The organism is Nonomuraea sp. NPDC050540, from assembly GCF_044457485.1.
In the GTDB taxonomy this organism is placed as follows: Bacteria; Actinomycetota; Actinomycetes; order Streptosporangiales; family Streptosporangiaceae; genus Nonomuraea.
This window is the reverse complement of record NZ_JBITHA010000009.1, coordinates 83,248-102,633: the sequence shown is the minus strand read 5'-3', so window position 1 is coordinate 102,633 and position 19,386 is coordinate 83,248. Positions and strand designations below refer to the sequence as shown.

At 70.1% G+C, this 19,386-nt stretch carries 17 protein-coding genes; 14 read left to right on the top strand and 3 right to left on the bottom strand.

The window, feature by feature from the left end; all coding sequences use genetic code 11:
- The first annotated feature begins 213 nt into the window (after nt 1-213).
- The 6 genes from ACIBI5_RS29535 to ACIBI5_RS29510 all read left to right on the top strand — a co-directional run bounded on the left by ACIBI5_RS29535 (nt 214) and on the right by ACIBI5_RS29510 (nt 7,042).
- Nucleotides 214-1,758: an acyl-CoA synthetase gene (locus ACIBI5_RS29535; RefSeq protein WP_397252005.1), complete on the top strand. Its 1,545-nt coding sequence runs from the start codon at nt 214-216 to the stop codon at nt 1,756-1,758.
- Nucleotides 1,748-2,644: a Zn-ribbon domain-containing OB-fold protein gene (locus ACIBI5_RS29530; RefSeq protein WP_397252004.1), complete on the top strand. Its 897-nt coding sequence runs from the start codon at nt 1,748-1,750 to the stop codon at nt 2,642-2,644. The genes ACIBI5_RS29535 and ACIBI5_RS29530 overlap by 11 nt, the downstream gene beginning before the upstream one ends.
- Nucleotides 2,644-3,627 (top strand): lipid-transfer protein, encoded by a 984-nt coding sequence (locus tag ACIBI5_RS29525; protein ID WP_397252003.1) that lies wholly within the window; start codon nt 2,644-2,646, stop codon nt 3,625-3,627. The genes ACIBI5_RS29530 and ACIBI5_RS29525 overlap by 1 nt, the downstream gene beginning before the upstream one ends.
- Nucleotides 3,627-4,775, top strand: coding sequence for a thiolase domain-containing protein (locus ACIBI5_RS29520; protein WP_379621958.1), 1,149 nt, complete (start codon nt 3,627-3,629; stop codon nt 4,773-4,775). The genes ACIBI5_RS29525 and ACIBI5_RS29520 overlap by 1 nt, the downstream gene beginning before the upstream one ends.
- Nucleotides 4,775-6,349, top strand: a complete 1,575-nt coding sequence (locus ACIBI5_RS29515) for an acyl-CoA synthetase (protein WP_397252002.1) — start codon at nt 4,775-4,777, stop codon at nt 6,347-6,349. The genes ACIBI5_RS29520 and ACIBI5_RS29515 overlap by 1 nt, the downstream gene beginning before the upstream one ends.
- Before the next feature lie 69 nt (nt 6,350-6,418).
- A complete protein-coding gene (locus ACIBI5_RS29510; protein WP_397252001.1) occupies nt 6,419-7,042 on the top strand; it encodes an HAD family hydrolase in 624 nt (207 codons plus the stop codon).
- Here ACIBI5_RS29510 and ACIBI5_RS29505 read toward each other — a convergent pair.
- Nucleotides 7,023-7,649: a LysE family translocator gene (locus ACIBI5_RS29505; protein WP_397251999.1), complete on the bottom strand. Its 627-nt coding sequence runs from the start codon at nt 7,647-7,649 to the stop codon at nt 7,023-7,025. The genes ACIBI5_RS29510 and ACIBI5_RS29505 overlap by 20 nt on opposite strands.
- A 358-nt stretch (nt 7,650-8,007) precedes the next feature.
- Nucleotides 8,008-8,874 (bottom strand): LysR family transcriptional regulator, encoded by an 867-nt coding sequence (locus tag ACIBI5_RS29500; protein WP_397251998.1) that lies wholly within the window; start codon nt 8,872-8,874, stop codon nt 8,008-8,010.
- Nucleotides 8,875-8,973: 99 nt separating this feature from the next.
- Here ACIBI5_RS29500 and ACIBI5_RS29495 point away from each other — a divergent pair, with 99 nt between their 5' ends.
- The 5 genes from ACIBI5_RS29495 (at nt 8,974) to ACIBI5_RS29475 (ending at nt 13,946) form a co-directional block, all read left to right on the top strand.
- Complete coding sequence (locus ACIBI5_RS29495; RefSeq protein ID WP_397251997.1) at nt 8,974-9,495, top strand: cysteine dioxygenase; 522 nt, start codon at nt 8,974-8,976, stop codon at nt 9,493-9,495.
- A gap of 94 nt (nt 9,496-9,589) precedes the next feature.
- Nucleotides 9,590-10,654 (top strand): LacI family DNA-binding transcriptional regulator, encoded by a 1,065-nt coding sequence (locus ACIBI5_RS29490; protein WP_397251996.1) that lies wholly within the window; start codon nt 9,590-9,592, stop codon nt 10,652-10,654.
- Nucleotides 10,655-10,669: 15 nt separating this feature from the next.
- Complete coding sequence (locus ACIBI5_RS29485) at nt 10,670-12,157, top strand: ABC transporter substrate-binding protein (protein WP_397251995.1); 1,488 nt, start codon at nt 10,670-10,672, stop codon at nt 12,155-12,157.
- A 2-nt stretch (nt 12,158-12,159) separates the two neighbouring features.
- On the top strand, nt 12,160-13,137 hold the full coding sequence (locus ACIBI5_RS29480; protein ID WP_397251994.1) for a carbohydrate ABC transporter permease: 978 nt from the start codon (nt 12,160-12,162) through the stop codon (nt 13,135-13,137).
- Nucleotides 13,134-13,946 (top strand): carbohydrate ABC transporter permease, encoded by an 813-nt coding sequence (locus ACIBI5_RS29475; protein ID WP_379621932.1) that lies wholly within the window; start codon nt 13,134-13,136, stop codon nt 13,944-13,946. Before ACIBI5_RS29480 ends, ACIBI5_RS29475 begins: the two co-directional genes overlap by 4 nt.
- A 139-nt stretch (nt 13,947-14,085) precedes the next feature.
- Here the strand turns inward: ACIBI5_RS29475 and ACIBI5_RS29470 are convergent, their stop codons facing one another.
- Nucleotides 14,086-15,891 carry an extracellular solute-binding protein gene (locus tag ACIBI5_RS29470; RefSeq protein WP_397251993.1) on the bottom strand — a complete coding sequence of 602 codons (1,806 nt, stop codon included), beginning with the start codon at nt 15,889-15,891 and terminating at the stop codon, nt 14,086-14,088.
- Between the two features lie 117 nt (nt 15,892-16,008).
- Between ACIBI5_RS29470 and ACIBI5_RS29465 the strand changes: the two genes are divergently transcribed.
- The 3 genes from ACIBI5_RS29465 to ACIBI5_RS29455 are packed head-to-tail and all read left to right on the top strand — an operon-like array spanning nt 16,009 to nt 19,378.
- Nucleotides 16,009-16,575 (top strand): ATP-binding cassette domain-containing protein, encoded by a 567-nt coding sequence (locus ACIBI5_RS29465; protein ID WP_397251992.1) that lies wholly within the window; start codon nt 16,009-16,011, stop codon nt 16,573-16,575.
- Nucleotides 16,572-18,815, top strand: a complete 2,244-nt coding sequence (locus ACIBI5_RS29460) for a YhgE/Pip family protein (RefSeq protein WP_397251991.1) — start codon at nt 16,572-16,574, stop codon at nt 18,813-18,815. The genes ACIBI5_RS29465 and ACIBI5_RS29460 overlap by 4 nt, the downstream gene beginning before the upstream one ends.
- Nucleotides 18,812-19,378, top strand: coding sequence for a TetR/AcrR family transcriptional regulator (locus tag ACIBI5_RS29455; RefSeq protein ID WP_397251990.1), 567 nt, complete (start codon nt 18,812-18,814; stop codon nt 19,376-19,378). The genes ACIBI5_RS29460 and ACIBI5_RS29455 overlap by 4 nt, the downstream gene beginning before the upstream one ends.
- Nucleotides 19,379-19,386 lie beyond the last annotated feature (8 nt).

Here is a 19,386-nt window from a genome sequence, read left to right as displayed (position 1 = left end):
CATCTCGCAACAAAAGTGACGGAAGTGACAAAAGTGGACAAAAGCCAAGTTTCTTGACTATTTCATTACGTCTAGGCAGATAAGAGCCCAAAGCGGTAACTCTAGCGGAGTCGTGGGACGTGGCGGGACTCGTGTGAAATCAAGCGCTTGCTCGGGGCTTTGTCAGCGCGTTACGCTCGCCTGAAGCTCTACCCCCCGACACGAGGGAGCGCGATGGGCACGCTCGGATTCTGGCGGCTGGCGCAGGCGGATCCCGGCTGGATCGCCGCCGTGGACCCCGACGGCACCGAGCATCGGGCCGGTGACCTCTTAGCCCGTTCCAACCAGCTCGTCCACGGCCTGCGCGAACTCGGGCTCCAGCCCGGCGACGGCATCTGCGGACTGGTGCCCAACGGCGCCGACGGACTCGTCCTCTACCTCGCCGCGCTCCAGGCGGGCTGGTACTACACCCCGGTCAACTGGCATCTCACCGGCCCTGAGATCGCCTACATCGTCGAGGACAGCGAGGCCAAGGCCTTCGTCGTCGACCCGCGCTACGCGGCCGAGGGCACCAGGGGCGCCCAGGTCATCGAGCCGCACCGCCGCTTCGCCGTACGGCCGATCGAGGGGTTCCGCCCGATCGAGGAGTTGACCGAAGGCCGGCCGACGACGGCGCCGCAGGACCGCACGGCGGGCGCCACGATGCACTACACCTCCGGCACCACCGGCAAGCCCAAGGGCGTCAGGCGGAAGCTGAGCGGCCTGGACCCCGACGACGGCGCGGAGCTGATGACGTTCCTGCTGACGTTGTTCGGCATCACGCCCGGCCGGCCCAACGCGCACCTCGTGACCGCGCCGAACTACCACACCGCCGTCACGCAGTTCGGCGGTACGGCGCTGCACATGGGCCACACCCTCGTCTACATGGACCGATGGGAGGCCGAGGAGACCCTGCGGCTGTGCGAACGCCACGGCGTGACCAACTCCCACATGGTCCCCACCCACTTCAAGCGGCTGCTCGCGCTGCCCGCAGAGACGCGGGAGAAGTACGACCTGTCCTCGCTCAGGTGGATGATCCACGCGGCGGCCCCCTGCCCGGTCCCGGTCAAGCACCAGATGCTCGACTGGTGGGGCGAGGTGGTCTACGAGTACTACGCGGCCACCGAGGGCGGCGGCACCCTGGCCACGCCCCAGGAGTGGAAGGAGCATCCGGGCACGGTCGGCAAGGCCTGGCCGATCAGCGAACTGCTCATCGTGGACGACTCCGGCCAGCCGGTGCCCACGGGCACCCCCGGGACGATCTACATGAAGATGATGGGCGTCTCCTTCGAGTACAAGGGCGATCCCGACAAGACCGCGGCGAACCGCCTCAAGGACCACTTCACCGTCGGCGACATCGGCTACCTGGACGAGGACGGCTTCCTGTTCCTCTGCGACCGCAAGGCCGACATGATCATCTCGGGCGGCGCGAACATCTACCCGGCCGAGATCGAGAACGAGCTCATGATCCACCCCAAGGTCGCCGACGTCGCGGTCTTCGGCATTCCCGACGAGGAGTGGGGCGAGCAGATCAAGGCGGTCATCGAGCCCGCCGAAGGCTGCGAACCCGGCCCCGAGCTGGCCGAGGAGATCCTCGCCTCGCTGGAGGGACGGCTGGCGCGGATGAAGTGGCCCAAGTCCGTCGACTTCATCGCCGAGATGCCACGGGAACCCAACGGCAAGCTACTCAAACGCAAGCTGCGCGCGCCCTACTGGGAGGGACACGGCCGTGCCATCTGAGCCCCTGGTCGCCGACCACGTCCTGGAGTTCCCCGGCGGATACACGCGTACGACGGGGCCGGTCATCGGCAGGTTCCTGACCGAACTGCGTGACGGGCGCATCGTCGGCGTCCGCACGGCGGAGGGAAGGGTGCTGGTGCCGCCGCTGGAGTACGACCCGGACAGCGGCGACCCGGTCAGCGGCGAGTACGTGGAGGTCGGCCCGGCCGGCACCGTCACCGCCTGGACCTGGGTGGAGACGCCGCTGGATCAGCATCCGCTGGACCGGCCCTTCGCCTGGGCGCTGATCCGGCTGGACGGCGCCGACACGGCGCTGGTGCACGCCGTGGACGCGGGCAACGCGAAGGCGCTGGAGGCGGGCACGCGGGTGCGGCCCGTCTGGAGCACCACCCGCAAGGGCCACATCACCGACATCTCCCACTTCGCCCCTGAGGTGACGAAGATCGTCTCGCCGGTGAAGGCCGCCTACAAGATCACCGCGAGCAGGTCGCTGACCCACTTCCTCGAAGGGATCAGACGCGGCGTCTTCGTCGGCTGCCGGTGCACGACCTGCGACAAGGTGTACGTCCCCTACCGCCTGTCCTGCCCCGAATGCGGAAACGCGATCACCGACGAGGTGGAGCTGCCCGACTCCGGCACCATCACCACCTTCGCCATCAACAACCTGCCCGACCCGCGCGCCCCCGAGGTGCCCTTCGTCTCCGCCTACATCCTGCTCGACGGCGCGGACATCCCCATGATCGCCCTCGTCGGCGGCGTCCCCGCCCACGAGGTCCGCCAGGGCATGCGGGTACGCGCCGTGTGGGTGCCCGAGGCCGAACGCACCCTGTCGATGTCCAACATCCGGTGGTTCACCCCCACCGGAGAACCAGACGCGGAGCTCTAATGCGCGATGTGGCCGTCGTCGCCTTCGCCCAGACCCACCACACCGACCACGACACCGGCGTCTCGGAGCCGGAGCTGATCCTGCCCGTCATCGACGAGATCCGCGAGAAGACCGGGCTGCGCGCCTTCGGCTTCACCTGCTCCGGCAGCTGCGACTACCTGGCCGGAGCGCCGTTCTCGTTCGTCTCCGCGCTCGACGCGCTCGGCGCCTGGCCGCCGATCTCCGAGAGCCACGTCGAGATGGACGGCGCCTGGGCGCTCTACGAGGCGTGGGTACGCCTGCAGCACGGCGACGTCGACACCGCGCTCGTCTACGGCTTCGGCAAGTCGTCGCTCGGGGACCTGCGCACGATCATGACGCTCCAGCTCGACCCGTACTACCTCGAACCGCTCGGGCTCGACCAGCTGTCCATGGCGGGCCTGCAGGCCTCGGCGCTGGGCGCGCCTCGGGAAGAGCTCGACGAGATCGTACGGCGCAGCCGTACCGACGGGCGGGCCAACCCCTACGCGCTGGACCTTCCGTTGGAAGGCGGCGAGCCACCCATCACGGACGGCGCGGCGGCGGTGGTCCTGGCGGCCGGTGACAGGGCCGGGGAGCTCTGCGCGAACCCCGCCTACATCAGGGGCATCGCACACCGGATCGAACCCCACTACCCGGGCATGCGCGACCTGTCCCGCTCGGTCTCCGCCGCGGACGCCGCCCGCGCGGCCGGGGTCGGCAAGGGCCGGGTCGAGGTCGCCGAACTGCACGCCCAGTTCGCCCACGAGGAGATCATCCTCAGGCGGGCGCTGGAGCTGCCCGCCGAGACCGTGATCAACCCCAGCGGTGGCCCGCTGGCCGCCAACCCCGTCATGGCCACGGGCCTGATCCGCATCGGCGAGGCCGCGAGCCACATCCTCGACGGCCGTGCCGCGCGCACCGTCGGCCACGCCGCCGGCGGCCCCTGCCTGCAGCACAACCTCGTGACCGTTCTGGAGGCGTGATGGGCAACTCGTGCGCGGTGATCGGCGTCGGGCAGACGTACTACACGACGAAGCGGCGCGACGTCTCCATCGCCGGGCTGGTCCGTGAGGCCGCGTTGCGCGCGCTGGAGGACGCCGGGCTCACGTTCAAGGACATCGACGCCGTCGTCATCGGCAAGGCGCCCGACCTGTTCGAGGGCGTGATGATGCCGGAGGCCTACCTGGCCGACGCGCTCGGCGCCGCGGGCAAGCCGATGATGCGGGTGCACACGGCCGGATCGGTCGGCGGCTCCACCGCGCTGGTCGGCGCCTCGCTGATCCAGGGCGGCGTGCACGACCGGGTGCTCGTCGTCGCCTTCGAGAAGCAGTCGGAGTCGAACGCCACCTGGGCCCTGTCGACGCACCTGCCGTTCAACGCCTCGCTGGTCGTGGGCGCGGGCGGCTACTTCGCGCCGCACATCCGCGAGTACATGCGCCGCTCCGGCGCGCCCGAGCACATCGGCACGCTCGTCGCCGTCAAGGACCGCCAGAACGCGCTGAAGAACCCCTACGCGCACCTGAAGATCCCCGGCATCAACCGCCAGATGGTCGAGTCCACGCCCATGCTCTGGGAGCCCATCCGCTACCTGGAGACCTGCCCGTCCAGCGACGGCGCCTGCGCGATGGTGCTCGCGTCGGAGTCGGCCGTGACCGGCACGCCCGCATGGGTCCACGGTACGGCGATGCGCTCCGAGCCGATCTTCCGGGCCGGTCGCGACACCGTGAACCCGCAGGGCGGCAAGGACTGCGCCGCCGACGTCTACCGGCAGGCCGGGATCGCCGACCCGCGCAGGGACATCGACGTGGCCGAGACCTACGTGCCGTTCTCCTGGTACGAGCCCATGTGGCTGGAGAACCTCGGCTTCGCCGCCGAGGGCGAGGGATGGAAGCTCACCGAGTCGGGCGCGACCGCGCTCGACGGCGACATCCCGTGGAACGCCTCGGGCGGCGTCCTGTCGTCCAACCCGATCGGCGCCTCCGGGCTGATCAGGTTCGCCGAGGCGGCGCAGCAGGTCCGGGGGATGGCGGGGGAGCATCAGGTGGACGGCGCCCGGCGGGCGCTCGGCCACGCCTATGGCGGGGGAGCCCAGTTCTTCGCGATGTGGGTCGTCGGACGGGAGAAGCCCTGATGGAGTTCAACCACGCGGACCTGTTCGAAGCGCTCGTGGACCGGATCGGCGAGCGTGTCGCGGTCGTCTGCGGCGACCAGCGCCGCACCTACGCCGAGCTGGACGCCGAGGCGAACCGGCTGGCGCACTACCTGGAGAGCCTGGGCGTCGGCCCCGGCCAGCACGTGGGCCTGCACCTGTACAACGGCGTCGAGTACGTGGCCGGGCTGCTGGCCGCGCTCAAGCTGCGCGCGGTGCCGATCAACGTCAACTACCGCTACGTCGAGGCCGAACTGCTCTACCTCTACAACGACTCCGACATCGTGGCGCTGGTCTACGACGCGGAGTTCGCGGGCCGGGTGGCGGCGGTGGCGCCCGAGGCGGCCAAGCTGCGCCACCTGATCTCGGTGGGCGGGGAGGTCGCGGGGGCGGTGCCGTACGAGAAGGCGCTGGAAGGTCAGCCGGAGACGCGCGGCTTCCCCGAGCGCAGCGGCGAGGACGTCTACATCATCTACACCGGCGGCACCACGGGCATGCCCAAGGGCGCGATGTGGCACGTCGAGGACCTGTTCATGGCGTTCGGGGGCGGCAATCCGTACGGCGAGCCGCGCGCGACCCCGCAGGAGGTCGTCGACGAGGCGGTCAAGGCGAACCCGATGGTGATGATGGCGGCGCCGCCGCTGATGCACGGGGCGGCGCAGATGGGCACGTTCATCGCCTGGTGGATGGGGGCGACGATCGCGTACGTGCGCAGGTTCGAGGCCGGGGACGTGTGGCGGACGGCCGAGCGCGAGCGGGTGTTCACCATGAACATCACCGGTGACGCGATGGCCAGGCCGCTGGCCGAGGCGCTGGCGGGCGGCTCCTACGATCTGTCGTCGTTGTTCGTGATCAGCTCGACCGGCGCGATCCTCAGCGGGACGGTGCGCGACCGGTTACAGGAACTGCTGCCGAACGTGATGATCCTCGACAACTTCGGCTCCACCGAGTCCGGCTACACCGCCTCCGGCGTGGCCGGCTCCACACCCGAGAAGGGGCTGCGCTACCAGCCCAACGCCACCGCCAACCTGGTCGTGCTCGACGAGAGCCTCAAGCCGGTCCCCGAGGGGCAGCTCGGCACCGTGGCCAAGTCGGGCCGGGTGGCCTTCGGGTACTACAACGACCCGGAGAAGACGGCCCGCACGTTCGTCACCGACGCCGACGGCACCCGCTGGCTGCTGACCGGTGACCTGGCCACCGTGGACGCCGACGGCACCGTCAACATCTTCGGCCGCGGCTCCCAGTGCATCAACACCGGCGGCGAGAAGGTCTTCCCCGAAGAGGTGGAGGCGGTGCTCAAGGGGCATCCCGCGGTGTTCGACGCGGTCGTGACCGGGATCCCGGACGAGCGCTGGGGCAGCAGGGTGGCCGCGGTGGTCGAGCCCAGGCCGGGGGTCGAGGTGGCCTCCGCCGACCTCGACGCGCACTGCAGGGAGCGGCTGTCGAGCTACAAGGTGCCGCGGACCTACGCGTTCGTGGAGGAGATCATGCGCTCGCCCGCCGGAAAGGCCGACTACCGCTGGGCACGCGAGACGGCCGAACAGGCGTGGCGGTGAGCGCCGTCGCGGCAAAGCCTCTATAGAGTTCCATGACCCCCCGAAACAGTCATCTATGTCGGGGGAAGAGTGGACGCGCTGCTGTTCGACTTGTTCGGGGTCATCGCGCCGGGCCAGACCGCGCAGGACCGTGCCGGGATCGAGGCGGCGGCGGGTATCAAGGGATCGGTGTTCTGGAACGCCTACTGGGACGCGCGCGACGGCTACGACCGGGGTGAGCTGACCGGGCGGCAGTACTGGCGGGCGGTGGGCGAGCGGCTGGGAAGATCGTTCGACGACGCGGACGCGCTGGTCGCGCTGGACGTGGCAAGCTGGAGCCGGGTGGACACCGAGTTGATCGCCTACATCCGGACCCTGGCCAACCGTGGCATTCGCGTAGGTTTGCTATCCAACATCCCCAGCGACTTGTCCCACTATTTCGCGACTTATCATGCCGAAGTCTTCAAGATCTTCGATGTCCTGGGACTGTCGAGCCGGATCGGCCACGCCAAACCTTCACCCGAGGCGTACCTCTGGTGCGTCGAGCGGTTCGGCCTGCCCGCCGACCGGATCATGTTCGTGGACGCGCGCCCGGCCAACGTGGCGGGCGCGCTGGCCGAGGGCATGCAGGCCCACCACTACACCTCGCTGCCCACCCTGCGGGCGCACCTGCTGGCGCGCACGTACGGGATGCCTATGCCTTCTCGCCGGTGAGCAGCGCGGCGAGGCCGATGTAGATCACGCCGCTGCCCACGTCGAGACGCCGCCTGGCCTTGATCGAACGGCGCATCCGCCCGGCCAGCGCCGAGGAGGCCAGCGCGACCACGCCGTCGGAGGCCAGGCCCAGGACCACCCAGATGGCGCCGAGCAGCAGGATCTGCGGCCCGATCGGGCCCGATTCCGGGCTGGTGAAGTTCGGCAGGAAGGCCAGGAAGAAGATGGCCGTCTTCGGGTTGAGCACGTTGACCACGAACCCCTCCCAGAACATCCGCCGGCGCGACTGGACGGGGAACTCGACCGCTTCCTCGTCGGCCGGCTTGGACAGCAGCTTCCTGATGCCGAGGAAGAGCAGGTACGCGACGCCGGCGAACTTCACGATCGTGAAGGCCGTGGCCGAGGCGGCCAGCAGCGCGCTGATCCCGAGCGCGGCGGCGGCCACGTGGACCAGTGAGCCCGCGTGCACCCCGAGCACCGACACCATCCCCGCCGCCCGCCCTTGCGCGACACTCCGGGTCACGATGAACAGCACCGCGGGTCCCGGGACGACCAGGATGGCCAGCGTGGCCACCGCGAACAGGGCAAGAGTCGAGATGTCCGGCATAACCCGAGGGTAGGGGCCCACCCCCACAACCGCCACAGATTTCCGCCCCGCCCCCGCCCCACCTCCGGCGGCCCCCCGCCCTCACCGCACGGCGTCACCCCTTGAGCGTCACCCCGGGTGTCACCCCCTGGGACGTCCCCCCGGCGTCACCCCCGCCCTGACCGCACGGCGTCACCTCTCCGCGCGTCACCCCCCGGGTGTCAACGTCCGCCCTGGCCGCGCGGCGTCACCCCTTTGCGCGTCACCCCCGGGGCGTCCCCGCGGGCGTTACCCCAGTCCTGACCGCGCAGCGTCACCACCCGGGGCGTCCCCACGGGCGTTACCCGACGGGCATCACCCCCGGGCGTCGCCTCCGGTCTCAGCCTGGCCAGGCGTCGGTGAGGGCGGCGAGCAGGGCCTGGGTGGCGGGTGGGTAGGGCGGGTCGCCGTAGGTGGCGGCGAAGACGTGGCGGGTCGAGCCGGGGATCTCGGCCACCTCCACCGCCGCGCTCCGGTGGGCGCTCAGGGCCAGGCCGGGCAGCACCGTCAGGCCCATCCCGGCCGCCACGAGCGCCTGGACGGCCACGATGTCGTCGCTGGTGAAGGAGATGCGCGGCTCGAAGCCCGCCTTGGCGCAGATGTCGAGCAGGTGGCTGCGGCACCGGTCGCAGCCCGCGATCCACATGGAGTCGGCGTGTTCGGCCAGCGGGCCCGGGGGTTCGGGGGAGACGAGGTAGCTGGGGTCGTCCAGCAGGTGCAGCATCCGGAGGCCGGTGTCCTCGGGGGCGGTGTCGTCGTAGCGGAACATGACCGCCACGTCCACCCGTCCGGCGCGGAGCAGGCGCAGGGCCTCGGGCGGCTCGGTCTCGATCAGGCTCAGCTGGAGCCCGGGGTACTCGGCCGACAGGCGGCGGACCGCCCTGGGGACGAAGGTGCCGAGGGCGGAGGGGAAGGCGGCCAGCCGTACGCGGCCGGAGCGCAGGCCCACGTGGGCGGCGAGCTCCTCCGCGGTGGCGTCAAGCCGGGTGATGATCTCCGCGGCGCGGTCGGCGAGCAGGTGCCCGGCCTCGGTGAGGCGGATGCCGCGCCCGACGCGCTGGATGAGCTGGGCGCCGGTCTCGGCCTCCAGGCGGGCCAGGTGGTGGCTGACCGAGGGCTGCGAGTAGTGCAGTTCCTTGGCGGCGGCGGTGACGGAGCCCTTGCGGGCCACGGCGACCAGGACCCTTAGCCGGGTGACATCAAGCATGTCTATGAATATCCCCAAATACTTCTGTTGGACCTATGAATCTCATTAGAGCACTGTAGAAGGGGAAGGCGGAATAACACCATTCCCTAGGGGGAAACCATGGAAATCATGCTGGCCAGGCCCGGACTCGACCAGCTCGTGTCCGGAGTCGGGGACATCGTGGCCAAGGACCTTTCACCGAGAGACACCGCCTTCGCCGTAGCGGACTTCCTGCGGCTGAACCTTCCGGGCCTCGACGTGCTCACCGACGAGGAGCGCGCGGGGGACCCGGAGACCTATCGCTCCTTCCCGTTGCACACGCAGGAGGAGTTCTCCGTCGTGGCCGTCGTGTGGCGGCCAGGCCAGCAGACGCGCATCCACGACCATGTGTCCTGGTGTACGTTCGGCATTCTCAGTGGCGTGGAATACGAGACGCTTTATCGGGACATGGGCGACCACCTGGTGGAGATCGGCCGCGCCGCCAACCAGCCGGGCGAGGTCAGCGGCTTCGCTCCGCCCGGCGACATCCACAAGGTCGAGAACACCAGCGACGAGATCGGCGTCTCCCTCCACGTCTACGGGGCCGACGTGGGCAGGCTCGGCTCCAGCGTCCGCCGCTACTACGACCTGCCGATCCGCTAGCGGAAAGACCCGAAGGGCCGCCCAGCACACCCGGGCGGCCCTTCGCCGTTTCAGTAAGCGGCTCTTGACATCCTCCGACGTGTGGGACTACTAAATGCATTTAGTTCCCTACGTCCAACCCAGGGGTGCCATGGCCAGCGAGACACCTCCGACGATTGCCGACGTTGCGCGCCTGGCCGGCGTGTCGAAGGGCGCCGTGTCCCTGGCACTCAACGACAAGCCGGGCGTCAGCGACGAGACCCGCCGCCGCATCAAGCAGGCCGCCCAGGACCTCAACTGGCGTCCCAGCATCCACGCGCGGGCGATGCTGAGCTCACGGGCGTTCGCGGTCGGGCTCGTGCTCGCCCGCGACACCCGCCACCTGGCCGTCGATCCGTTCTTCGCCGGCTTCCTCGGCGGCGTCGAGACCGTGCTGCAGGGCAGCGGGTCGGTGCTGGTGCTGCAGGTCGTGGGCGAGGACGAGGAGGTCGAGGCCGCCGCCTACCGGCGGCTGGTCACCGAGCGGCGCATCGACGGCGCGTTCCTGCTCGACATCCGCGACGGCGACCAGCGCCCCGCGCTCCTCCGCGAACTCGGGCTGCCCACCGTCGCGGTCGGTCCCGCCGGCGCCGACTACGGGGACATGCCCGCCGTGGGCGTGCGCGACGGCGACGGCATCGCCGCCGCGGTCGGCCATCTCGTCCGGCTCGGCCACCGCGGCATCGCCTTCGTCGAGGGCGCGCCCGCCTACCGGCACTCCACCTCCCGCCTGCTCGCCTGGCGCCGGGCCATGGAGGATCACGGGCTGCCCGCCGTACTGCGGGATGCCGGGCATTTCACCGGCGACGGCGGGGCGGCCGCGACCAGGCGGCTGCTCGAACACGGGCCCACCGCGATCGTCTACGCCAGCGACCTGATGGCCATCGCCGGCATGTCCGTGGTCAGGGAGAAGGGCCTGGACGTGCCCGGCGACATCTCCATCACCGGCTTCGACGACAACCCCGAGGCGGCGCACCTGCACCCGCCGCTGACCACCGTCCGCCAGGACCCGATCGGCATCGGCGCGATCGCCGCCGAACTGCTCCTGGCCAGGATCGACGGCCGGCCGGCCGACCCCGACCCCCCTTCGCCCGAGCTGATCGTGCGGGCCTCCACCGCGCCAGTGCGGGTCACCCCCTAACACCGAAGGAACCCCATGTCAGAATCCCGTCACCTGTCCCGGCGCGGCTTCCTCGCCGGCGCCCTCGCCACCTCGGCCCTGGCCGCCTGCGGGACCTCCGAGAAGAGCGCCTCGTCCGGCAAAGGCGCCGAACTGACCCACTGGGACCAGATGGTCAGCCAGGAGCCGTGGATCAAGAAGGAGATCGAGCTCTTCCAGGCCGCCCGCCCCGACATCGTGGTCAAGCGCACCCAGCAGGCCAGCGGCGACCTGGAGAAGCTGCTCGACCTGGCCTGGCGCGGCGGCAACGCGCCGGACGTCTTCAAGGTGCCCAGCGACAAGCTCGACGACTACGTGGAGGAGGGCCGCGTGCTGGCCCTCGACAAGTACGCGACGCTGGAGTGGCAGAAGACGTTCCCCGCGTACTCGTTCGTGGAGGGCGTCAACGCCATCAACGGCAAGGTGTACGGCGCGCCGTTCGACGGCGAGGCGCCCTGGGTGCAGCTCTACGTCAACAACAAGGTGTTCAAGGACGCCGGTCTGGTCGAGGCGGACGGCACCGTCAAGATCCCGAAGACGTGGGACGAGGTGACGCTGTTCGCCGAGCAGATCGTCAAGAAGGGCAACGGGAGCGTCCACGGGATCGGGTTCGGCAACAGCGCGTTCGCGATGATCCCGTGGTGGACGGAGCTGTTCACGGCGGGGGCCGGGTACCCGGGTTCGATGCCGTCCGGCTTCCCCGGCGGGCTCGACCCGCGTACCGGGAAGTTCACCCGGAGCACCGACCGGGTGGTCAGCGACTTCCTCACGCTGTTCCTGGAGTGGAAGACGAAGGGCTTCGTCGTGCCGAACGCGCTCAGCGTGGACGACGAGATCTCCCGCCAGCACTTCGCCCGGGGCAAGTTCGGCATGATCGTCGGCGGCGTCTGGAACCAGCCCGGCTGGACGGAGCTCGGCTTCACCGACTACTCGGTGACGACCCTGATCACGCCGGAGGCGCAGCAGAAGAGCTTCTTCTACCACGGACCCGGCAAGTACAGCCTGGCCATCTCCGCCACCACCAAGAACCCGGACCAGGCGTGGGAGTGGTTCACGTGGTACCACGGCCTCGACGCCGGAAGCAGGTGGGTCCAGGAACTCAAGGGCGGGCTGTCCTCGCACCCCGAGGCCAACGACCCCAGCAAGATCGACTTCGCGCCCTTCGCCGCCTACGTCGGCATGGCCAAGCTCATCCTGCCCGGTCCCAGCCCGGCCCTGCGCAACCCGGCCACCGCCAACGTCGTACCCAAGAAGATCACCCCGGACTTCGACGCCATCACCACCGGCCTCTACACCGGACAGATCAAGGACGTGGCCGGAGCGCTGGCCAAGCTCGCGGAAGAGCAGGAGCGCGTGTTCACCGAGGCGCTGGACAAGGCCAGGAAGAAGGGCCACAAGGTGAGCCTGGACGACTACGTGTTCGCCGACTGGGATCTCACCAAGCCCTACAAGTGGGACATCCCCGAGTACATCGGCGCCAAGTAGGAATGGCGACGGCACAGCTCACCCGGGTGAGCGCCCCCACTCCCACGACCCAGCGCCCCGGCCCCGTCCGCCGCCACGGCTGGACCTACGTCTACCTCGCCCCGTTCGCGATCCTGACCGCGGTCTTCGTGATCTACCCGATCTTCGCCTCACTCGGCTACACCCTGTACGAGTGGGACGGGCTCGGCGATCCCACCGACTTCATCGGGCTGCGGAACTTCGCCGACGTGGCGGCCGACGAGTTCTTCTGGAGCTCCTTCCGGCACGCCGCCCTGTACACGCTGGTGCTCGTACCGGTGCAGCTCGTGCTCGCGCTGGCCCTGGCCCTCGTGCTCAACAACCCCAAGCTGCGCGGCTCCACCTTCTACCGGGCCGTCTACTTCCTGCCCGCGGTCACCTCGGTGGCCATCGTCGGCATCGTGCTCAAGCTCATGCTGTCGAACTTCAGCGACGTGCTCAGCCGGCCGCTGATGGCGGTGGGCCTGACCGACCAGCCACTCGACTTCCTCGGCAACCCCGACACCGCGCTGTGGGCGGTGATCGTCATCGGCATCTGGAACACGCTCGGCTACAACATGGTCTACTTCCTGGCCGGGCTCCAGACCATCCCCAAGGAGCAGTACGAGGCGGCGCAGATCGACGGGGCGGGGAAGGTCGCCCAGTTCGTGCATGTCACCGTGCCCGGCCTGCGCGGCGTCGGCGTCGTCATCGTCTTCCTCGCCATCATCGGCAGCCTTCAGGTGTTCGACCTGGTGATGGTGCTGACCGGCGGCGGGCCGTACTTCGCGACCGAGGTCGTGAACACCTACATCTACCACCAGGCCTTCGGCGGCAGCATCGGCAGCGGCGGCTCGGCGGAACCCAACGTCGGCTACGCCTCGGCGGCCTCATTCTTCTTCGGGATCATCCTGCTCGTGCTCACGCTGGGACAGATGTGGGCCATCAAGGTCATGCGGGCACGGAAGGCGGCGCGCGCATGAAGGTGACACGGCACATCCTGCTGCTGGGCTTCGGGCTCGCCTACGTCTACCCGTTCCTGTGGGCGCTCGGCAGCTCGCTCAAGACGCCCATGGACTTCCTCGACGGCGGCCTCAGCCTGATCCCGGCCGAGATGCGGTGGGAGAACTACGCCAAGGCCTGGGACCAGGCCAGCTTCGGCACGTACTTCGTCAACACGCTCGTGATCTCGCTCGTCACGGTGGCCTTCACGCTGCTGCTGACCGCGATGGCCGGCTACGCGCTGGCCCGGCACACCTTCCCCGGCCGCAAGACCCTGCTGTTCGTCATCGGCGCGACGTTCCTGCTGCCGCACGGGTACACGATCATCCCGGTCTTCGACATCGTGAAGGCCCTGGGGCTGCTGGACACCATCTGGTCCGTGATCCTCGTGCAGGTCGGCGGTGGGCTGGTGTTCGGCACGTTCATGTTCATGGCGTACTTCCAGGCGATGCCCAAGGAGCTCGAAGAGGCGGCCAGGGTGGACGGCGCCGGCTACAACACGCTGTTCTTCCGGGTGATCCTGCCGCTGTCGCGGCCGATGGCGGCGACGCTGGGGCTGTTCACGTTCATCGGCTCGTGGAACAACTTCTTCCTGCCGCTGGTGTTCACCCTGGGCAAGCCGGAGCTCCGCACGCTGGGGGTGGGCCTGTACGCCTTCACCAGCCAGACCTCCACCAACTGGACCCTGCTCTGCGCCGCCGCCATCATCTCCCTCGCGCCGATCGTCGTGGTGTTCGTCGTCGCCCAGCGCTACGTGGTCGACGCCATCGCGGGCGCCGTGAAGGCGTGACTTCTCCTCTCTTTTTCAAGCCTTCCATCCCGTACGGCAAGCCGCCCCCACGCCACCCGCCGTCGCGGGCGGGCGCCGATCGTGGGGGTCGCTTCTCACGTCGGACAAACGCACCACCGCAACGGCACGGGAAAGGGCGTCAGAAGTTGCTCACCACCGCGGTGAACACCTGGTCGATGCTCCCCGGCTTGCGGGAGTCGTAGGCGGCCGCGTTCGTGGCCTCGGAGATCCGCTTGAGCACCCCGAGGTCGGCGTCCTTGCCGTAGGCGATGGTGAACAGGCGGACCGTCTCCGCGCCCTGCTCCGTCTTCAGCTTGGGCAGCAGGTTCTTCAGGGAGATGCTCTTCTTGTCCTCGTTCTGGCCGTCGGTGAGGAAGACCACGGCGTTGATCGCGTCCTGGCTCTGGGTGCCGGACACCTGCCGGTGGGCGGCGAGCGCGGTGTCGTACAGGCCGGTGCCGCCTTCGGGGACCAGGCCCTGGATGCGCCGCTCGATCTCGTCGCGGTGCTCGGGGGTCATCGGCGCGATCTCGGCCAGGCGCAGGTGGTCCTTGTCGCCGTCGCGTTTCAGGGAGAACATCCAGAGCCCCACCCGGTCGGCGGGGCCGAACTGGGGAAGCGTCCTCACGGCCGCCTGCTGGGCCAGTTCGAGCTTGCTCTTGCCGGTCTTGGGCGCGGGCGCGCCCATCGAACCGGAGGTGTCGATGACGAGCAGCACGTTGGCGGGCTTGCGGAGCTCGGCCCAGCTCCGGAGCACCTTGTCGAGCACGTCCGGCGCGGGTGGCTTGAGCTCGGTGGCCGGTTGGCGGGGCAGCAGGCCGTTGGCCTCGGTGATCAGCTTGCCCGGAGTGCCGTCGTGGCCGCGGAAGGCGTACTCGGCGAACCGGGCCTGCTGTTCGGGCGCCTGGAGATATTTCACGAAGTCGGCGGCGGCCTGTGCTTTCGCCTGGTTGAGCAGGGCGAAGGGGTTGTCGGAGGAGAGCGTGCCCTCCTTCGGGTAGATGGCCACCAGCGGGACCTTCGGCTTGGCGTGCTTGCCCAGCGTCTTCGGGTCGCCGGTCGGGTTGCCCTGGTTGTAGTCCCACACCGACTTCTCCTCGACGGTCACCGCCGAGATGTAGGTCAGGCCCGCGCCGGCGTCGTCGGCGCGCCGCAGGTTCGACAGGAACGTGAGCGTGGTGTCGCCGTAGTGCACGATCGAACGTTCCATCGCCTGGACGAACCTGCGGGTCCCGGCGTCGGCCACGTTCTTCTCGGTGAGGTCGCCGGACAGGCCGGTGGCGGCGAAGTAGGCGCCGACGGTCGCGTTGAGGCCGGAGGTGGAGAAGTTCGGGTTGGTCTTGCCGAGGCGGAAGCTGCCCCACTCCGGGCGGCCGTACTTGGCCCAGCCCTGCCCGGACAGTTCGAGGATGTCGGACCAGCCGAGCGCCTTGTCCGGCCAGCCCAGCGCCTCGGCCATGGGCCGCGGCATCGCGATGACCAGCGGTGTCCTGGCGATCGACGGGTTGTCGGCGGCGACCGGCGAGGGCTTGCCGGCGGCGGACGCGCGCTGGCGCAGCAGCGTCAGCCAGCTGCTGCTCGCCGGTGACCACACGTCGGGGCGCGGGCCGTCGAGGCGCTTGTCCCAGGTGGTGGCCAGCGCGGTGAGCGCGCTGCCGCTGGCCTTGGTGACGACGATCACGTCGGTGCACGAACCGCCGGAGCCGCGCCGGTTGTAGGCGGCGGCCATCCTTTCGAGCAGCTCGGACTTCTCCGGCGAGGCGAGGACCCTGAGCTTGGCGCCGCCGTTCTCGTCGCAGGCGTGCTGCCGGTCCGGTCGCGGCGCGGCGTCCGTCCCGACCCCGACGAGGATCACCCGCAGCGCCACGACGAGCCCGCCGGCCAGGACGGCCACGACGACGAAGCGCCCTAACCGGCGCCTGCGCCGCTGAGTCGGTGTGTACACCCCAGCCTCCCCGTGTCGCTACCTGTCCGACGAATGAGAACCCCGCGGAGTTGCAGCGCGCTTTCGTGGGTGTACGCTGAAATTTGTACTGACTGGTCAGTTCAAGAGGTGAGTGTCGTGATTGTCGCCAGAGGGTTGGCGGTGGACGGGGTGTTTCCCGAGGTCACGTTCGAGTCCGGGAAAGGGACTCTGACGGTGGTCGCGGGTCCGGCGGGCAGCGGGCGGACGAGCCTGCTGCTCACGCTGGCCGGCCGGATGAAGCCGACAGGGGGCACGCTCAGCGTCGCCGGGCACACCCGGCCGCGCGCCATCCGCAAGGCCGCCGCGCTGGCGCTGGTCGACGGGGTGACCGACCTCGACCGCTCGCTCACCGTCCGGGAGCACCTGCGTGAGCGGCGGCGTAAGCCGTACACCCTGGCTTTGAAGAGGGCGGGCGTGGTCGCGGACGAGCGCGCGCTCACCCGCGAGCTCGACCGCGAGCAGCGTGTACGGCTCGGCCTGGCCCTTGCCCTTCTCGACGAGCCCCAAGTGATCGTCGCCGACAACGTGGACCTCGGGCTGCCCGACGACCGGCGGCTCGCGGTCTGGCAGGCCCTGCGGGACCTGGCCGCGGCCGGGCACACCGTGGTGGCCTCGGCGGTCGAAGCCCCCGCCCGCGTCGACACCGTGGTGGAGCTGTCATGAAGGCGATGTTGCGCTCCCGGCTGACCAGGGCGGCGCTGGCGGCCGTGGTGGTGCTGCCGCTGCTGTACGCGGGCCTGTACCTGTGGTCGTTCTGGGACCCGCAGGGCAACCTCGACCGGGTGCCGGTGGCGCTGGTCATGGAGGACCGGCCCGCCACCGTGGACGGCAAGACCGTCGACGCCGGGAAGGAACTGGCCGACGAACTGGCCGGGCGCGAGGTCTTCGACTGGCGCCGCACGACCGCTCAGGAGGCGGCCGACGGCGTCAACGACGGCAGCTTCTACCTGTCGCTGACGATCCCGCGCGACTTCAGCGCCAACCTCGCCTCGCCCTCCGACGACAAGGGCACGCCGTCTCCCGCCCAGCTCGGGCTGCGGGTGGACACCGGGCGCAGCTACATCGTCGGCACCATCTCCGACGCGGTCTTCAACGAGGTGCGCTCGGCCGCCGCGCGCACCGCCGTACGCGACTACTTCGACAAGGTCTTCGTCTCCATCGGCGACATCCACGACAAGACCACCGAGGCCGCCGACGGCGCGGGCGAGCTCCACGACGGCACGGTCAAGGCCGGTGACGGCGTCTCCCAGCTCAACACCGGCCTCGGCAGCGCCGAGGACGGCGCCAAGCAGCTCTCGGTGGGACTCAGCAGCGCCAACACCGCCACCGGCAAGCTCCAGAACGGCTCCGCCAAGGTCACCCAGGGCATCGGCAAGGCCACGGGCGCGATGGGCAAGCTCAAGAAGGGCCTGGACGAGCTGGGCGACGGCGCGGGGAAGCTGGCCGACGGGAGCCGGCAGGCGTACGAGCAGGTGCACGCGCAGCGTGGCACGGTCAACCAGCTCGCCGACACGTACGTGCCGGTGCTCAACGAGTACGGGCCCATGGTGGCCGAGTCGGCCAACGCGGTCGCCGACGCCGCCGACCAGCTCGCTGACGGCCTGGAAGGGCTGGCCGGACGCGCCGGCGGCAACGCCCAGGAGGCCGCCTCCCAGGCGCGGGCCGCCCTCGACCTGCTGGACGGCGATTCCGACCCACAGCTGCGCGGTCTGCTCAGGAGCACGGCGAACGCGGCGGAGCGCGCCGCCGAGCAGGCGGGGCAGCTCCAGGAACGCCTCGGCGGCACCTCGACCCTGCCGGAACGCGCCCGCGAGCTGGCCGGGAACGCGCGCAAGATCGCCGCCCTGGCCCCCGAACTCGGCCCCAAGCTCGACCGGGTCAGGGAGCAGGTCAACGCGCTCGACGCGGGCCTGGCCAAGCTGGCCGACGGCGCGGCGAAGCTGGACACGGGCGCCACCAAGGCCAGGCAGGGCGTCACCAAGCTCCACACCGCCGCCACCAAGCTCCAGGACGGCTCCCAGCAGGTCACCGACGGGATCGGCAAGCTCGGCGGCGGGCTGGTCAAGCTCGGCGACGGCGCCACCCAGCTGCACTCGGGCGTCGGCAAGCTGCACGACGGCGCGGGCAAGGTCGACGACGGCATGACCAAGCTGACCAAGGGCTCGGAAGACCTGGCCGACGGCCTCGGCGACGGCGCCGAGAAGATCCCCGACTACTCCGAGCAGCAGCGCGAGTCCCGCACCGACGTCATGAGCGATCCGGTGCGGCTGGCCAAGACGGTCGACAACGAGGTGCCGAACTACGGCACCGGATTCGCCCCGTTCTTCCTGCCCCTGGCGCTGTGGGTGGGCGCGATGATCGCGTTCATGGTGCTGAAGCCGCTCAACCAGCGGCTGCTGGCCGGCGCCTCGGGCCCGCTGCGGATCGTCATGGCCGGCTGGCTGCCCGCTCTCGCGCTGGGCGCGGCCCAGGTGGGCGTGCTGCTGGCGGTGCTGAGGTTCGCCCTCGGCCTGGAGGCGGCGCACTGGGCGGGCGTGGCCGGGCTGCTGCTGCTGACCGCGGCGGCGTTCATGGCGATCGTCCAGGCGGTCAACGCGCTGCTCGGCGCGCCCGGCCGGGTGGCGGCGCTGGCGCTGCTCATGCTGCAGCTGACCTCGGCGGCGGGCACGTACCCGATCGAGACCTCGCCCGGGTTCTTCCAGACGATCTCGCCGTGGCTGCCGATGAGCTGGGTGGTCTCGGCGCTGCGCCGGCTCATCAGCGGCGGCGATCTGACCGTGGTGTGGCAGGCTTGCGGGGTGTTGTCAGCATTCCTCCTGCTCGCGCTCGCGCTGACCGCGCTCGCCGTGGAGCGCAGCCGCGTCTGGTCCGTGAAGCGCCTGCACCCGGAGCTGTCGCTGTGAGTCGCGCCGACACCCGCATGAAGGTGTTCGGCGCGGCCGTCGCGCTGATCGCCGAGCAGGGCTACTCGGCCACGACGGTCGACGCGATCGCCGAGCGGGCCGGGGTGGCCAAGGGCACCGTGTTCTACAACTTCGGCAGCAAGGAAGGGCTGTTCGGCGCCCTGCTGGAGCACTCGATCGGCAAGCTGGCCGAGGCGCTGTCGGAGGCGGCGGTGGGCGCGAGCGCGCTGGAGCGCCTGGACGCGGTGGTGCTCGGGCAACTGCGCTTCTTCGAGCAGTACGGCCCGTTCGCCCGGGTCCTGCTGGCCGAGATGTGGCGTACCGCCTGGCAGGAGGCCGTGGCCCAGCTGCGCGCGCGGGCGCTCGGCGTCTACGCCGAGGTGCTGCGCCAGGCGGCCGACGGCGGCGAGGTCCGTGCCGACCTCGACGTGGAGACGGCGGCCACGGCCATCTTCGGCATGGTGCTGACGGTCTCGATCGAACGCCGGGTCATGCACCCGGATCGTCCGCTGGAGGAGACGCACGCGACGCTGGTCGAGCTTCTGCACGGCAGGGTGCGGTAACCGGGACG

Excerpts from the sequence above, each read along its gene's own strand:
- ACIBI5_RS29515 (WP_397252002.1), top strand. The coding sequence starts at position 4,775 with ATGGAGTTCAACCACGCGGACCTGTTCGAAGCGCTCGTGGACCGGATC.
- ACIBI5_RS29520 (WP_379621958.1), top strand. The coding sequence starts at position 3,627 with ATGGGCAACTCGTGCGCGGTGATCGGCGTCGGGCAGACGTACTACACG.
- ACIBI5_RS29535 (WP_397252005.1), top strand. The coding sequence starts at position 214 with ATGGGCACGCTCGGATTCTGGCGGCTGGCGCAGGCGGATCCCGGCTGG.
- ACIBI5_RS29490 (WP_397251996.1), top strand. The coding sequence starts at position 9,590 with ATGCATTTAGTTCCCTACGTCCAACCCAGGGGTGCCATGGCCAGCGAG.
- ACIBI5_RS29495 (WP_397251997.1), top strand. The coding sequence starts at position 8,974 with ATGGAAATCATGCTGGCCAGGCCCGGACTCGACCAGCTCGTGTCCGGA.
- ACIBI5_RS29475 (WP_379621932.1), top strand. The coding sequence starts at position 13,134 with ATGAAGGTGACACGGCACATCCTGCTGCTGGGCTTCGGGCTCGCCTAC.
- ACIBI5_RS29485 (WP_397251995.1), top strand. The coding sequence starts at position 10,670 with ATGTCAGAATCCCGTCACCTGTCCCGGCGCGGCTTCCTCGCCGGCGCC.
- ACIBI5_RS29500 (WP_397251998.1), bottom strand. The coding sequence starts at position 8,874 with ATGCTTGATGTCACCCGGCTAAGGGTCCTGGTCGCCGTGGCCCGCAAG.
- ACIBI5_RS29480 (WP_397251994.1), top strand. The coding sequence starts at position 12,160 with ATGGCGACGGCACAGCTCACCCGGGTGAGCGCCCCCACTCCCACGACC.
- ACIBI5_RS29525 (WP_397252003.1), top strand. The coding sequence starts at position 2,644 with ATGCGCGATGTGGCCGTCGTCGCCTTCGCCCAGACCCACCACACCGAC.
- ACIBI5_RS29460 (WP_397251991.1), top strand. The coding sequence starts at position 16,572 with ATGAAGGCGATGTTGCGCTCCCGGCTGACCAGGGCGGCGCTGGCGGCC.
- ACIBI5_RS29505 (WP_397251999.1), bottom strand. The coding sequence starts at position 7,649 with ATGCCGGACATCTCGACTCTTGCCCTGTTCGCGGTGGCCACGCTGGCC.